The organism is Sciscionella marina DSM 45152 (assembly GCF_000379465.1).
Taxonomy (GTDB): domain Bacteria; phylum Actinomycetota; class Actinomycetes; order Mycobacteriales; family Pseudonocardiaceae; genus Sciscionella; species Sciscionella marina.
Window position 1 is genome coordinate 248,505 of the sequence record NZ_KB905447.1, and the last position, 13,892, is coordinate 262,396.

The 13,892-nt window shown below is 69.1% G+C and carries 14 protein-coding genes; 6 read left to right on the plus strand and 8 right to left on the minus strand.

Annotated elements, in window-relative coordinates; genetic code table 11:
• The first annotated feature begins 16 nt into the window (after positions 1-16).
• Positions 17-946 (plus strand): NAD-dependent epimerase/dehydratase family protein, encoded by a 930-nt coding sequence (locus A37U_RS0138805; RefSeq protein WP_026198070.1) that lies wholly within the window; start codon positions 17-19, stop codon positions 944-946.
• Positions 947-1,018: 72 nt separating this feature from the next.
• Positions 1,019-1,786: an SDR family NAD(P)-dependent oxidoreductase gene (locus tag A37U_RS0138810; RefSeq protein WP_020502046.1), complete on the plus strand. Its 768-nt coding sequence runs from the start codon at positions 1,019-1,021 to the stop codon at positions 1,784-1,786.
• A gap of 3 nt (positions 1,787-1,789) precedes the next feature.
• Here A37U_RS0138810 and A37U_RS0138815 read toward each other — a convergent pair whose 3' ends face one another.
• The 7 genes from A37U_RS0138815 to paaZ form a co-directional block, all read right to left on the minus strand.
• Positions 1,790-2,872: a branched-chain amino acid aminotransferase gene (locus A37U_RS0138815; RefSeq protein WP_020502047.1), complete on the minus strand. Its 1,083-nt coding sequence runs from the start codon at positions 2,870-2,872 to the stop codon at positions 1,790-1,792.
• A gap of 49 nt (positions 2,873-2,921) precedes the next feature.
• Positions 2,922-3,974 (minus strand): 1,2-phenylacetyl-CoA epoxidase subunit PaaE, encoded by a 1,053-nt coding sequence (gene paaE, locus A37U_RS0138820; protein ID WP_020502048.1) that lies wholly within the window; start codon positions 3,972-3,974, stop codon positions 2,922-2,924.
• On the minus strand, positions 3,974-4,483 hold the full coding sequence (gene paaD / locus A37U_RS0138825) for a 1,2-phenylacetyl-CoA epoxidase subunit PaaD (RefSeq protein ID WP_020502049.1): 510 nt from the start codon (positions 4,481-4,483) through the stop codon (positions 3,974-3,976). The genes paaE and paaD overlap by 1 nt, the downstream gene beginning before the upstream one ends.
• Complete coding sequence (gene paaC, locus A37U_RS0138830) at positions 4,480-5,391, minus strand: 1,2-phenylacetyl-CoA epoxidase subunit PaaC (protein WP_020502050.1); 912 nt, start codon at positions 5,389-5,391, stop codon at positions 4,480-4,482. Before paaC ends, paaD begins: the two co-directional genes overlap by 4 nt.
• Before the next feature lie 88 nt (positions 5,392-5,479).
• Complete coding sequence (paaB, locus tag A37U_RS0138835; RefSeq protein WP_020502051.1) at positions 5,480-5,773, minus strand: 1,2-phenylacetyl-CoA epoxidase subunit PaaB; 294 nt, start codon at positions 5,771-5,773, stop codon at positions 5,480-5,482.
• The gene (gene paaA / locus A37U_RS0138840) at positions 5,770-6,711 is read right to left on the minus strand and encodes a 1,2-phenylacetyl-CoA epoxidase subunit PaaA (RefSeq protein WP_020502052.1); all 942 of its coding nucleotides are present in this window, start codon (positions 6,709-6,711) and stop codon (positions 5,770-5,772) included. Before paaA ends, paaB begins: the two co-directional genes overlap by 4 nt.
• Positions 6,708-8,744: a phenylacetic acid degradation bifunctional protein PaaZ gene (gene paaZ, locus A37U_RS0138845; RefSeq protein ID WP_020502053.1), complete on the minus strand. Its 2,037-nt coding sequence runs from the start codon at positions 8,742-8,744 to the stop codon at positions 6,708-6,710. The genes paaA and paaZ overlap by 4 nt, the downstream gene beginning before the upstream one ends.
• 179 nt (positions 8,745-8,923) lie before the next feature.
• Between paaZ and paaI the strand changes: the two genes are divergently transcribed.
• From paaI to A37U_RS0138860, 3 genes are read left to right on the plus strand one after another with little or no spacing between them, the layout of a single operon-like run.
• Positions 8,924-9,316: a hydroxyphenylacetyl-CoA thioesterase PaaI gene (paaI, locus tag A37U_RS0138850; RefSeq protein WP_020502054.1), complete on the plus strand. Its 393-nt coding sequence runs from the start codon at positions 8,924-8,926 to the stop codon at positions 9,314-9,316.
• Positions 9,317-9,320: 4 nt separating this feature from the next.
• Positions 9,321-10,640 carry a phenylacetate--CoA ligase PaaK gene (paaK, locus tag A37U_RS0138855; protein WP_020502055.1) on the plus strand — a complete coding sequence of 440 codons (1,320 nt, stop codon included), beginning with the start codon at positions 9,321-9,323 and terminating at the stop codon, positions 10,638-10,640.
• Complete coding sequence (locus A37U_RS0138860; RefSeq protein ID WP_020502056.1) at positions 10,637-11,242, plus strand: TetR/AcrR family transcriptional regulator; 606 nt, start codon at positions 10,637-10,639, stop codon at positions 11,240-11,242. The genes paaK and A37U_RS0138860 overlap by 4 nt, the downstream gene beginning before the upstream one ends.
• A gap of 12 nt (positions 11,243-11,254) precedes the next feature.
• On the opposite strand, the gene A37U_RS0138865 is transcribed toward A37U_RS0138860, so the two are convergent.
• On the minus strand, positions 11,255-13,135 hold the full coding sequence (locus A37U_RS0138865; protein WP_020502057.1) for a primary-amine oxidase: 1,881 nt from the start codon (positions 13,133-13,135) through the stop codon (positions 11,255-11,257).
• A 139-nt stretch (positions 13,136-13,274) separates the two neighbouring features.
• Here A37U_RS0138865 and A37U_RS0138870 point away from each other — a divergent pair, with 139 nt between their 5' ends.
• Positions 13,275-13,862 carry a TetR/AcrR family transcriptional regulator gene (locus tag A37U_RS0138870; protein WP_020502058.1) on the plus strand — a complete coding sequence of 196 codons (588 nt, stop codon included), beginning with the start codon at positions 13,275-13,277 and terminating at the stop codon, positions 13,860-13,862.
• The last annotated feature ends 30 nt before the right edge of the window (positions 13,863-13,892 follow it).

Below are 13,892 nucleotides of genomic sequence, written 5' to 3' on the forward strand. Positions count from 1 at the left end.
CGGTATAGCTGAAACGGTGCGCGTGTTCGTGACCGGGGCGACCGGGGCTATCGGCGGTCATGCCGTCCCCGCGCTGGTGCACGCCGGTCACGAGGTGACCGCGCTGGCCAGGTCCGGGCAGAAGGCCGCGGTACTCGCCGGGCATGGCGCACGCCCGGTATCGGTCTCGCTGTTCGACGCCCGCGCCCTCACCGCGGTGTTCACCGGTATGGACGCGGTGGTCAACCTCGCCTCCGCGATGCCGAGCACGCTGCGTTTCCCGCTCTATGGCGCCTGGTGGGAGACCGAACGGGTACGCACCGAGGGCTCGGCCGCCGTGACCGAGGCGGCGCTCGCGGCGGGTGTCGGCAGGCTCGTCCAGGAATCGGTCGCGATGCTGTACCGGCCGGGCGGGAGCACCTGGATCCACGAGGACTGGCCGCTGGACGAGTACCCGCAGACCCGGGGGAACCTGGCCGCCGAGGCGAGCGCGCGCCGGTTCACCGCGGCCGGCGGCATCGGAACCGTGCTGCGCCTCGGACTGTTCTACGGACCGGGCGCCGCGCACGCCGAACAGCTCTATGCCCTGGCACGGAAGCGGATCGGGGTGCGGTTCGGGCCGCCGGGGAACTACGTCTCGCTCATCCATCTCACCGATGCGGCACGGGCCGTCGTCGCCGCGCTGACGGCACCGGCGGGGCCGTTCAACGTGGTCGACGACGAACCACTGACCCAGCGCGAACAGCTGGCGGCGCTCACCACCGCTGCCGGTCGCACCCCGCTGCTGCGCGGTCCGGGACGTGCCGGGCTGCTGCTTGGTTCCCGGCTGACCTCGCTGACCCGCTCACTGCGGGTCAGCAACACCGCCTTCCGTGCGGAGACCGGCTGGGCGCCGCGCTATCCCAGTGCCCGGGCGGGATGGCTGGCCACGGCCGCGGTACTGGACCGGCAAATTAGGCAAGGCTAACCTAAAAGAGGAGATTCGGGATATAGTCGACGGCCGGAAAGGCGGACTCCGCGGCGCGATCAAGGAGTGGGTATGGGGAGCCTCAGTGGCAAGATCGCATTGGTCACCGGTAGCAGCCGGGGAATCGGGCGAGGGATCGCCGAACGCCTGGCCAGGGACGGCGCCCTGGTCGGCGTGCACTACGGCAACAACGAGGCGGCCGCCAAGGAGACCGCCGCGCTCATCTCCGCGGCGGGTGGCCGGGCCTTCATCGTCGGTGCGGAACTGGGCGTGCCCGGCGATATGGACACACTCATGGCCGGACTCGTCGCCGGGCTCGAGGCGCACGGCGAATCCACGATCGACATCCTGGTGCACAACGCGGGGCTCAACTTCATGGGCCGCTCGATCGAGGTGCTGACGCCCGAGGAATTCGACCGGATGATCGCGGTCAACGTCAAGGCCCCGTTCTTCCTGACCCAGCGGCTGCTGCCCCGGTTGCGCGAGGGCGGCCGGATCATCAACATCTCCTCGGTCTCCACCCGGGTGGCCTCCTCCGGGGACAGCATCGGTTATCCGCTCAGCAAGGGCGCGCTGGATGTATTCAGCCATGCGCTGGCCAAATACCTCGGTCCGCGGCGAATCACCGTGAACGCCGTGGGAGTGGGCTATACCGACACCGATATGACCGCCGAGGTGCTCGCCGACCCGGCACACGTCGAGCGCAACGTCAGCAGGACCGCGCTCGGCCGGATCGGTCAGGTGCCGGACATCGCCGACGCGGTCGCCTTCCTCGCCTCCGACGAGGCACGCTGGATCACCGGGACCAAGCTCGATGTCAGCGGGGGCGTCGGACTGTAGGGCTCATGGGACCGGGTGCAGCCAGTCGTCCGGGTCCTCGGCGCGGCCGTACTGGATGTCGAGCAGATGCTCGCGCAGGCCGAGCGTGATCTTGCCCGGAGCACCGGCGCCCACGGTGAATTCCCCTTCCCGGCCCCGGAACCCGGTGATCGGGGTGACCACCGCCGCGGTTCCGGCCGCGAACACCTCCGTGACGGTGCCCTCGCGGCAACCCGTGCGCAGCTCGGCGAGCCCGATGGCCCGCTCGACCGGGGTGAGCCCGTGCTCCTCGGCGAGCGCGAGCAGGCTCGCCCTGGTGACGCCTTCGAGGATGGTGCCGAGTTCCGGGGTCACCAGCTTGCGGTCCGAGGTGACCAGGAAGATGTTCATGGTCCCGGATTCCTCGAGCCTGCTCCGGTCCGCCGCGTCCAGGTAGAGCACCTGATCGCAGCCGTGTTCCCGGGCTTCCTGTTGCGCGGCAAGGCTTCCCGCGTAGTTGCCGCCGCACTTGGCCGCCCCGGTGCCGCCCTTGCCCGCGCGGGTGTACTCTTCGGTGATCCACAGCTTCACCCCGGAATCGCCGGAGAAGTAGCCGCTCGAGGGGCTGGCGATCACCGCGTAGCGCGCCTCGGTGGCCGAGCGGACGCCGAGGAAAGCCTCGCTGGCGAACAGATACGGGCGCAGATACAGGCTCTGCTCCCCCTCGCCCGCGGGCACCCAGTCCGCGTCCGCGCGCACCAGCGCCTCGAGGCTGCGCACGAAATCCGTCTCGTCGAGCGGCGGAAGGGCCAGCCGTCGCGCCGAATCGGCAAACCGGCGGGCATTGCGCCACGGACGAAACAACCGGATCCCGCCGTCCTCGTGCCGGTAGGCCTTGAGCCCCTCGAAGATCTCCTGCGCGTAGTGCAGTACCCCCGCCGCGGGGTGCAGGCTGAACGGGGCGAGTGCGGTCACCCGCCGGTCGTGCCAGCCCGTGTCCGCGGTCCAGGTGGCGACCGCCATGTGATCGGTGAAGTACGCCCCGAAACCGGGATCGGCGAGAATAGCGGCACGCCGGTCGGCCGGGGTCGGGTCCTGGTGCGGCTCGAGCGGGAAATCGGCAGTCATGGTCCCGATTCTAGGCTGGTTTCCAGGTTTTCCTTGCCGTTGACAGTTCTCAGGCGTCGAAGTCCACGGTGATCCGCTCGGAAACCGGAAGCGACTGGCAGGTGAGCACGAAACCCTGGTCGACCTCCGCCTCCTCCAGCGCGAAATTGCGCCGCATATCCACCTTGCCCTCGGTGACCTTCGCGCGACAGGTGCCGCACACCCCGCCCTTGCAGGCGAACGGCAGATCCGGCCGGGCGCGCTGGGCACCGTCCAGGATCGGGCTGTCGTACCCGATCGGTGCGGCGGTGGCGCGCCCGTCCAGCAGCACGGTCACCTCGCTCTGTGCCCCGTCCGGTTTCGGTTCCTCGTGCCGCACCGGGGCGGGCGGTTCGGCGTCCACATAGAACAGTTCCTGATGGATCCGTTCCTTGGTCGCCCCGGTTTCCAGCAGCAGCGCCCGCGCCTCGGTGACCATCTCGAACGGGCCGCACAGCCACCAGTGGTCCACCTCGGCTGGGATGATCGCGAGCAGTTCGCGCAGCTTCGCGGCATCGAGGCGCCCGGTGAACAGTTCCGCCTCGCGGGGTTCCCTGGACAGCACGTGCATCAGTTCGAGCCGAGCCGGATAACGGTCCTTGAGGTCGGCCAGTTCATCGGCGAACATCACCGTCTCGGCGCGCCGGTTGCCGTAGAGCAGGGTGACCGTGCTCTCCGGGTCTCGCAGCACCGTCGCGGCGATGGAGAGCACCGGTGTGATTCCGGAACCCGCCGCGATCAGCACGTGATGGCCGGGGCTGGCCAGATCCGGGGTGAACCTCCCGGTCGGCGCGCCCACCTCGATCTGCTCGCCTGGGCGCACCTCGTTGACCAGCCAGGTGGAGAACAGCCCCTCGGGCACTTCGCGCACGCCGATGCGCGGTGCGGATCCGGCGGGCGCGCAGATCGAGTAGGAGCGCCGTTCCTCGCGGCCTGCCACGGTGCGCCGCAGGGTCAGCGACTGGCCTGCGCGGAAGGTGTAGGTCTCGGTCAGTTCCTCGGGCACCTCGAAGGTCACCGCGGCCGCGTCCCCGCACAGCCGATCGATGCTCGCGACCTTGAGCTGATTGAACTCCCTGCCCATCAGAACTCCTTGAAGTACTCGAACGGTTCGACACAGCTGTGGCAGCGGTAGAGCGCTTTGCACGCGGTCGCGCCGAACCGGGACAGCTGCTCGGTTTCCGGCCCGCCGCAGTAGGGACAGCGCACCGCGCGCACCGGGGCGCCGAGGGTGAGCGGAACCGGTCCACCGGACCTGGTCGGCGCCTGGCCAGGCGGGGCGATCCCGGCCTCGGCGAGCCTGCGCTTGCCCTCGGCGCTGATCCAGTCGCTGCTCCACGGCGGATCGAGAACGGTGCGCACCTGGACCTCGGCGAAACCCGCCGCACGCAAGGCATGCACCAGATCGTCGCGCATCGTGTCCATCGCCGGGCAGCCGCTGTAGGTCGGCGTGATGGACACGATCACCCGTCCGTCGCATTCGGACACATCACGCAGCACGCCGAGATCGGCGAGGGTGAGCATCGGCAGCTCGGGATCGGTCACGGTGGCGGCGATCGCGTAGGCGCCGCGCAGCGGGGTCACGGTGCTCACCAGCTCGCCTCCGGATGTGCGCGTGCCACGCTCTGCAGTTCGGCGAGCACGTAGCCCATGGCCTCGGTGTGCAACCCGTCCCGGCCGGTGCGCCCGGCCACCCCGGCCAGCGGCGCGCGCTCCGGAAGGCGCAGTCCCGCGGCCTCGAAGACCTGCGACAGCACCGCATCGAACTCTCTGCGGGTCTCGGCGGGATCCACCGCGACCCCCGCGAGCGCGCGCTCCACCTCATGGGTGGCGAACAACTCCCCGACCAGTGGCCATATCCCGTCCAGTGCGCCCTGCATCCGCCCGTGCGAGAGCTCGGTGCCATCGCCGAGCCGGACCACCCAGTCCGCGGCGTACTCCCGGTGATAGGTCAGCTCGGGCACCGCTTTCGCCGCGATGGACGCGAGCACCGGATCGCGCGATTCCCGCAGCCGCTGCATGACCGCGAGCCGCCAGGTGCCGAACACCAGCACCGTGGCGAGCAGTTCGGCGAAGTCCCCGTGCGCGTGCTCGGTGAGCCGGACATTGCGGAACTCGGGCTCGGCGCGGAAGAACGCGTACTCGTCCTCGCCACGACCGGATCCGTCCGCCCGGCCAGCCCGTGTCAGCAGCAGCCGCGCCTGACCGAGCAAATCGAGGCCGATATTGGCGATCGCGACCTCGTCCTCGAGCTCGGGTGCCCTGGTGCACCACTGCTGCAACCGGTGCGAGGCGATCAGCGCGTCATCGCCGAGCATCAGGCAGTAGGCGGCAAGGGCGGCACCGTCCACATCGGACGGCACGCTGGTGTCCACACCGGACAGCGGGTCGTCGCGGCGCTGCTCGGGGGACACCCCCGCGCCCTCGGGCTTAGTGCCGAACGCCCAGCGCGCATCGTCCTGCGCCTCCGCGAGTGCCTCGTAGGCATTGTCGAAACTCATGGCTCACCTTCTCCCGCGCCGCGCTCCTCGCACGCGGGGCTCGCTACGATGCTCGCCCGGTCGGCGATTTCGCGGCACATGGCCGCCTCTACATGTGGGGGACGTTGTCGGGGATCTCGTAGAAGGTCGGGTGCCGATAGACCTTGTCCCCGCTCGGCGCGAAGAACGGGTCCTTCTCGTCCGGGCTGGAGGCGGTGATGTCCGCGGCGGCGACCACCCAGATGCTCACGCCCTCGTTGCGCCTCGTGTAGAGATCCCGCGCGTTGCGCAGCGCCATCCGGTCGTCCGCCGCGTGCAGCGAACCGACGTGCACATGGTTGAGGCCGCGCTTGCCGCGCACGAACACCTCATACAGCGGCCAGTCCTTCCGCACTTCACTCATGCCGCGCTCCTTTCCCGATCACGCTGCTTGGCGGCGTGCGCCGCGGCGGCCTCCCGGACCCAGGCCCCGTCCTCGTGCGCGGCGCGGCGCTTCGCGATCCGCTCGGCATTGCACGGGCCGTTGCCCTTGAGGATCTGCTTGAACTCGTTCCAGTCGATGGCGCCGAAGTCGTAGCTCCCGCACTCGGCGTTCCAGGACAGTTCCGGATCGGGCAGGGTGACCCCGAGCGCCTCGGCCTGCGGAACGCTCATGTCCACGAACCGCTGGCGTAGCTCGTCATTGGTGTGTCGCTTGATTTTCCACGCCATGGACTGCTCGGTGTTCGGGGAGTCCGCGTCCGGCGGGCCGAACATCATCAGCGAGGGCCACCACCACCGGTTCGTGGCCTCCTGCACCATCTCCCGTTGCGCCTCGGTACCGCGCATCATCGTCATCAGCAGCTCGTAACCCTGGCGCTGGTGAAAGGACTCCTCCTTGCAGATCCGGATCATCCCGCGGGCGTAGGGCCCGTAACTGCTGCGGCACAACGGCACCTGGTTGCAGATCGCCGCCCCGTCCACCAGCCAGCCGATCACCCCGACATCGGCGAAGGTGACCGTCGGGTAGTTGAAGATCGAGGAGTACTTCTGCGCCCCGCTGATCAGCTTCTCGGTCAGCTCGGTGCGGTCCACGCCCAGGGTTTCCGCCGCGGAGTACAGGTAGAGTCCGTGCCCCGCCTCGTCCTGCACCTTCGCCAGCAGGATCGCCTTGCGCCGCAAGGAGGGCGCGCGGGTGATCCAGTTGGCCTCCGGCTGCATGCCGATGATCTCGGAGTGCGCGTGCTGGGAGATCTGGCGGATCATCGTCTTGCGGTAGCCCTCCGGGACCCAGTCGCGCGGTTCCAGCCGCTGATCCCGGGCGATGGTGTCCTCGAAGCTCCGCTCGAGTTCCTCCGTCATTCCGCCGCCTCCTTGCTGACCAGGGTGAGCAGGTCGTATTTGGCCACCGATTCCTCGTTCTGGTTGGTGACATCCACATCCCAGCGGACCTCGCCGTAGTCCGCGTTCTCCCGGGGCGTGATCCGCTTGGCCGTCAGGGTCACGGTGAGGGCGTCGCCCGGCTTGACCGGGGTGAGGAACCGCAGGTTCTCCAGCCCGTAGTTGGCCAGCACCGGACCGGGTTCCGGGGAAACGAACAGGCCCGCCGCGAAGGAGACCACGAGGTAGCCGTGCGCCACGATCCCGCCGAAGAGTTCGTTGGCCGCCGCGGCTTCCTCATCGGTGTGCGCGTAGAAGGTGTCCCCGGTGAACTCCGCGAAATGGTCCACATCCGCACGGGTCACCGTGCGCGGCGCGGTGACCACCGAGTCCCCGATCCGCAGCGTGGCAAGGGATTTCCGGAACGGGTGCGGGCCGTCGGCCTGCCGCTGCGCGCCGGGGACCCACTGCCCGCCGACCGCGGTGAGCACATCCGGGGAACCCTGCACGGCGGTGCGCTGCATGTGGTGCAGCACGCCGCGGATCCCGCCCATCTCCTCGCCGCCGCCCGCGCGGCCGGGCCCGCCGTGCACCAGCGCGGGAAGCGGCGAACCGTGCCCGGTGGACTCCTGCGCGTCGGTGGCGTCGAGCACGAGCACCCGCCCGTGCCATGGCGCGAGGCCGCGCACCACGGTGGCCGCGAAGGCCGGATCCCCGGTGACCACCGAACCCGCGAGGCTGCCCCGCCCGCGCGCGGCGAGCTCGATCGCCTCCTCGGCCGACTCGTACGGGATCAGCGTGGCGACCGGTCCGAACGCCTCGACCTCGTGCGGTTCGGCGCGCCCGGTGTCCTCGGCACGCAACAGCACCGGAGACACGAAGGCCCCCTGTTCGGCGTCCCCTTCGGTCACCTCGGCCCACTCCGGATCCCCGTACACCACGTAGGCCGCGCCGAGCAGTGCCTTGAGCGAACGGCGTACTTCCTCGCGCTGCTCCAGGCTGGCCAGCGCCCCCATCCGCACACCTTCGGCATCCGGTTTGCCGACCGTGACCCGCCCCAGTCGCTCGGCGGCCGCCTCTCCGACCGCGTCGATCAGCGCGGCGGGCACGATGGCGCGCCGGATCGCGGTGCATTTCTGGCCCGCCTTCACGGTCATCTCGGTGACCAGCTGCTTGACGAACAGGTCGAACTCGGGTGTGCCGGGCTGCGCGTCCGGGCCCAGAATCGAGCAGTTGAGCGAATCGGCCTCGGCGTTGAACCGCACCGCGCCGCGGGCGATCGCCGGGTGCGCGCGCAGTTTCCGTGCGGTGTCCGCGGAACCGGTGAACGAGACGACGTCCTGTTCGGTGACGTGGTCGAGCAGATCGCCCGCACCGCCGCAGATGAACTGCACGGCCCCCTCGGGCAGGATCCCGGATTCCACGATCAGTTCCACCAGCCGCGCGGTCAGATAGGCGGTCTGACTCGCGGGTTTGATCACGCTCGGTACCCCGGCGATGAACGCGGGCGCCAGTTTCTCCAGCGGGCCCCAGACGGGGAAGTTGAAGGCGTTGATCTGTACCGCGACCCCGGGCAGCGAGGTGGCGATGTGCTGGCCGAGGAAGGTGCCGCCCTTGGAGAGTGGTTCGATCCCGCCGTCCAGATAGACGATGTCGTTCGGCAGCTCCCGCTTGGTCTTGCTGGCGTAGCCGAGCAATACACCGATCCCGCCGTCGATGTCGAACTTGGAATCCCCGAGGGTCGCCCCGGTGCGCGCGGAAAGGGCGTAGAGCTCATCGCGGTGCTCGCGCAGGTGGCTGCCGAGCGCCTTGAGCAGGGCGGCCCGCTGGTGGAAGGTCAGCTCGCGCAGCGCGGGGCCGCCGACCCGGCGCCCGTAGTCGAGCACCGCGCCCATATCGAGGCCCGCCGAGGAGATGCGCGCGACCTCCTGCCCCGTCGCCGCGTCGCGCACCGGCGTGCCGTCCGCGGGGACGTGCCATCCGCCTCGCACGTAGCTGCCTGCCACCGGAGCCATCCGCACCGACCTCCAATTACCAACCGAATGTTCAGGAAATAGGGTAACGCCAGCCGGCCGATCGCGAAACCCCGTACTTGACAAGCGGCAGGGATCGGGCAGACATTGATAACCGTCCAATCGGTCAGTTCACAAGGCGGTGTTGGCTCTTGTCTCGTCCGGAGACCGCGGTGCGGTCCATGTACGACAACGACCTCGCCTCCCAGGCGCTCGGGATCGAGCTTGGCGAGGTGGGCACCGGTACGGCGGCCGCGCGGATGCGGGTCACCGAGCGGATGGTCAACGGGCACGACATCGCGCACGGCGGCTACCTGTTCCTGCTCGCCGATTCCGCCTTCGCCTTCGCCTGCAACAGTCATGGCCCGGTGACCGTGGCTTCCGGCGCCGAGATCAATTTCGTGACCTCCGCCCGGCTCGGCGATCAGTTGCTCGCCGTCGCCGAGGAACGCACTCGCTATGGGCGCAACGGGATCTGCGATGTGACCGTGTACCGCGAGAACGACGGCGAGCGCGAGGTCATCGCGGAGTTCCGGGGCCGCAGCCGGGTGATCGAACGGGAGCAGAGGAGCTGACACCATGACCGCCACGAGAAGGCTCGGCGACGCACCGGCACCGGATTCGCTCAGCGATGCCGAGCGGATGAGCGTGGACGAACTGCGGTCCCGTCAGCTGGAGCGGCTGCGCTGGACCCTCGAACACGCCTACCGGAACGTCCCGTTCTATCGGGAGCGCTTCGATGCGTTCGGGGTGCGGCCCGAGGACTGTAAGGAACTCGAGGATCTGGCGAAGTTTCCCTGCACCACCAAGAAGGATCTGCGCGACCACTACCCCTTCGGCATGCTCGCCGTTCCGGAGCGGCAGCTGCGCCGCATCCACGCCTCCAGCGGCACCACCGGGAAACCGACCGTGATCGGGTACACCGACGGGGACCTCGAGGTCTGGGCGGGGGCGCTGGCCCGCTCGATCTTCGCCGCGGGCGGCCGGGCCGGGGACAAGATCCACAATTCCTACGGCTACGGACTGTTCACCGGTGGACTCGGCGCGCACTACGGCATCGAAAAGCTCGGCGCCACCGCGATCCCGGCCTCCGGGGGGATGACCGCGCGGCAGGTGCAGATCATCACCGACTTCCGCCCGGACGGAATCATGGTGACCCCGTCCTACATGCTCACCCTGCTCGACGAGTTCGAACGCCAGGGGGTGGATCCCGCGTCCAGCCCGCTGCGCTACGGAGTGTTCGGCGCGGAACCGTGGACCGAGCAGATGCGCCAGGAGATCGAGCAGCGGCTCGACCTGCACGCGGTGGACATCTACGGCCTCTCCGAGGTGATGGGGCCCGGCGTCGCCCAGGAATGCGTGGAATCCAAGGACGGCCTGCACGTGTGGGAGGACCACTTTTACCCGGAGATCGCCGATCCGGTCGAGGGCACGGTACTGCCCGACGGGGAGTACGGCGAGCTGCTGTTCACCTCGCTGACCAAAGAGGCTATGCCGATCATCCGGTACCGCACCCGGGACCTGAGCACGCTGCGTCCCGGCACCGCGCGGCCCGCGTTCCGGCGCATGGACAAGGTCACCGGGCGCAGCGACGATATGATCATCCTGCGCGGGGTGAACATCTTCCCGACCCAGATCGAGGAGGTCGTGCTCGGCGTGCAGGGCATGGCGCCGCATTTCCAGATCAGGCTCTCGTCGAAGGGGCGGATGGACCACATGGAGGTACACGTGGAGGCGAGCCCCGCGACCGATGCGGACCGCCGCCGCGCCGCCGCCGGGGAGATCGCCGCCCGCATCAAGGACGGGATCGGCATCAACGCCGGCGTCGAGATCGTCGATCCGGACACCCTGGAACGCTCGGTCGGCAAGCTGCGCCGGGTCGTGGACAACCGCACGTGACCACGGCGGCGAAGCGCGGAAGGCCCGGCTACGACCTCGAGTCCCTGCTCGCGGTCGCGGTCACACTGTTCAACGAGCGCGGCTACGACGGCACCAGCATGGAGGACCTGGCGCGCAAGCTCGGCATCACCAAGTCCGCCATCTATCACCACGTGCCGAGCAAACAGGAGCTGCTGCGGCTCGCTGTGAACCGCGCCCTGGACGGCCTGTTCGCCCGGGTCGGTGAGCTGGATTCGTTGCCGGACAAGGCGATCGAGCGCCTGGAGTATCTGGTGCGCGGCAGCGTGCGGGTGCTCGCCGAGCAGCTGCCGTTCGTCACCCTGCTGCTGCGAATCCGGGGTAACACCGAGGTGGAGCGGGCGGCGCTGGCCCGGCGCAAGCAGTTCGACACGATCGTCGCGGACTTGGTCGAGCGGGCCGCGCGGGACGGGGACCTGCGCGGCGACGTGGAACCCGCGACGGCCGCGCGCCTGCTGTTCGGCATGGTCAACTCGCTGGTCGAGTGGTACCGCCCGCGCAGCAACGGGGAGCTGGACGGCACCGCCCTCGCCGATACCGTCGCCGCCGTGGCCTTCGACGGCCTGCGTACCCGCGATCGGTGACCGGCGCCCGGATCACGAACTCGCGCAGTGCGGCGTTCCGGCGGGCACATCCAGGCTCGGGTTGCGGTCGAAGAACCCGTACGGTTTCAGGGTGAATCCGCAGCGGTCGACCGGCATGATCGGCCAGTCCTCCGGGCGCGGGAAATGGGTGAGCCCGAAGGTGTGCCAGACGACCAGATCGGTGCCCTCCAAGGATTCGTCGCCCGCCACGTATTCCGGCAGCCCGGTGCCACCGCCGCTCTGGTTGACGAACTCCCCCGCCGGCCACCGCTGCCCTTCCCGGTACCGGCTGACCCACAGATGATGGCGGGCGAACGCGGCGCGGGTCGCGATCGAGGAATCCGGATCCGCGAGCATCGTCGGCTGCCCCTGCGGACAGAGCGCGTAGCCGACCGGTTGCTCGAGCCGGTTGGTGCGTTCGGGGTTCACCACGTGCCAGACCCGGCCCGCTCCCGGATCGGCGTCCCGACACGCCGCGAGCTCCGAGCTCAGGCGGCGGCTCGCACTGGTGAACGCGTTGCCGTACGGATTGTCCGGGCCGCGCGGAACCCTTGCCGCCTCCACCTCCTCGACGGCATTCGACTCGCCGTCCACCATCATGTCCAGCCGCGCACAGAACAGGTGCTGGTGATACGGCGCGCCGAGCCCGGGGGCCACCTCGCTCGCCCAGCGATACCCTTCGCCCTGGTATGCCGAGGTGAACACCACCCCGGTCGCCTTGCACTCCAATTCGATCGTGCCGTCCAGGTAGAGGTACCAGTAAAAGCCGTAGTCGTAATTGCCGACAGTGACGAAGAAGGAGATCACCAGCCGCCGCTGCCGCTGAGTGCGCGCCGATCCGGTGAACACATCGGTGTGCTTGCTCAGCACTCCGACGTCCTCCTCGTGCATGCAGACCGCGTTCTCGATCGTGCAAGGCTCCCCGTGGTCATCGGCGAGCACCGCGTCGAAGTAGTGGATCTCGCCGAGACAGTCGCATCCGAGCCGCAGCGAGTTGGTCTGCTTGCCGAGCAGGTACTCCCCCGCGTCGAAGTAGTTCTGCCAGAACCGGACCGGGCTCGGATCACCGTAGGGCACCACCATCTCCGCGACCGAGGCGCGGTACACGATCGGGCGGCCACCGAAGCCGAGCTGGTGCAGCACCAGTCCCTCGCGCGGGTCGAACCCGATGCGCAGGTCCCATTCGTGCCAGTGCACCGCGTCCCCGTCCACAGCGAAACTGGGCCCCTCGGGCTGTTCGATGTGGATCGGGCGCAGATCGGTGCGCGGGGCCCCGGCCTGCTCCGGATCGTCGAAATTCCCTTCCTCGCGCGGGACCGGATGCACGGCGTGGTCGATCACCTCCAGCACCCGCCCGGCGATCAGGTCCACATAGGCGACCAGTCCGTCGATCGGGTGCGCCCAGGGGTGATCGGATTCGCGGTGCCGCAGGAAACCGAGCACCCGCAGCATCCGCTTGCCGCGCTCCCCCTCGATGCCGAAGCTGCCCGCGGACAACGGGCAGGCGCACACCAGATCCGTCGGCTCGATCCCGCGCCGGGCGAGTGCGGCGGTCCAGCGTTCGTCGGCGGCCACGATCTCTCCGACCCGCTCGAATTCCCCATCCAGAATGGGCGGTTGCCCCTCGGTGGCCACGTCGATCTCGCGCACCGATTCCACTGCCCCCGCACCGAGCGAGACGATCGCGTGCCGTGCCGTTCCGGTGGCCGTGTCCAGCAACAGCGCCTCGGTCCTGCGCTCGGTTTCGCGCGCACCGAGCACCGCGGACTTCGGCGGTTCGAGCAGGCCGAGGTACGGGAACCGGGTGCTGTCCGTGACGAGCCCGGCCTTGTCCAGGACGGTCCGGGTGTCCCGGATCTCCGCCGCGCTCAGTCGGTCGAGTGGGTGGGCCATCGTGCTCGCTCCTCCGATGCTGGTGTGTCCTCATTGCCACGTAGCGATGCCCGTTTATTCTACGGTCGTCCGGTCAAAAATCAAGAGAGGTCGCCGATCTCCCGGAACCTGCCGCGCTCCCGGCGCCTAAGCTGCACCCATGCCCAAGCTCGTCGACCACGAGGCCAAACGCCGGGAGATCGTGCACGCGGTACTGCGGATCACCAAACGGGGCGGCCTGCACACCGCGACCATGCGGGAGATCGCCGCCGAAGCGGGCCAGGCCAACGGCGGCATCGCGCACTACTTCCGGAACAAGGAGGAACTGCTCGTCGCGGCGTTCGAGCACATCTTCAGCGAGACCAACCGCAGGGCCTACGCCGCGATCGGCGAGGCCGAAGGGCTCACCGCGGTGCGCAGGCTGTGCCTGGAGATCATGCCGCTGGACGAACAGCGGATCGCCGAAGCGCGCATCGCGGTGAGCTTCTGGGGGCGTGCGGTGCACGACACCGAGATGTCCGCTCTGCAGGATGCCGATATGCGCGCCTGGCGTGCACAACTGCACAGCTACCTCGCTTCCGCGCGGGATAACGGCGAGGTCCGCGCGGATGTGGAGCTCCAGCCCGTTGTCGACGAACTGCTCGCCACCACCATGGGGTTTCAGGCGAACGTGCTGATGAATCCGGAGGCGACCACCCCGCAGCGGCAGACCGCCGTGCTGGACGCGATCCTCGCCCGGCTCGGTTAGGCCGAATTGACAGGCAAGTGAGCACTTGCG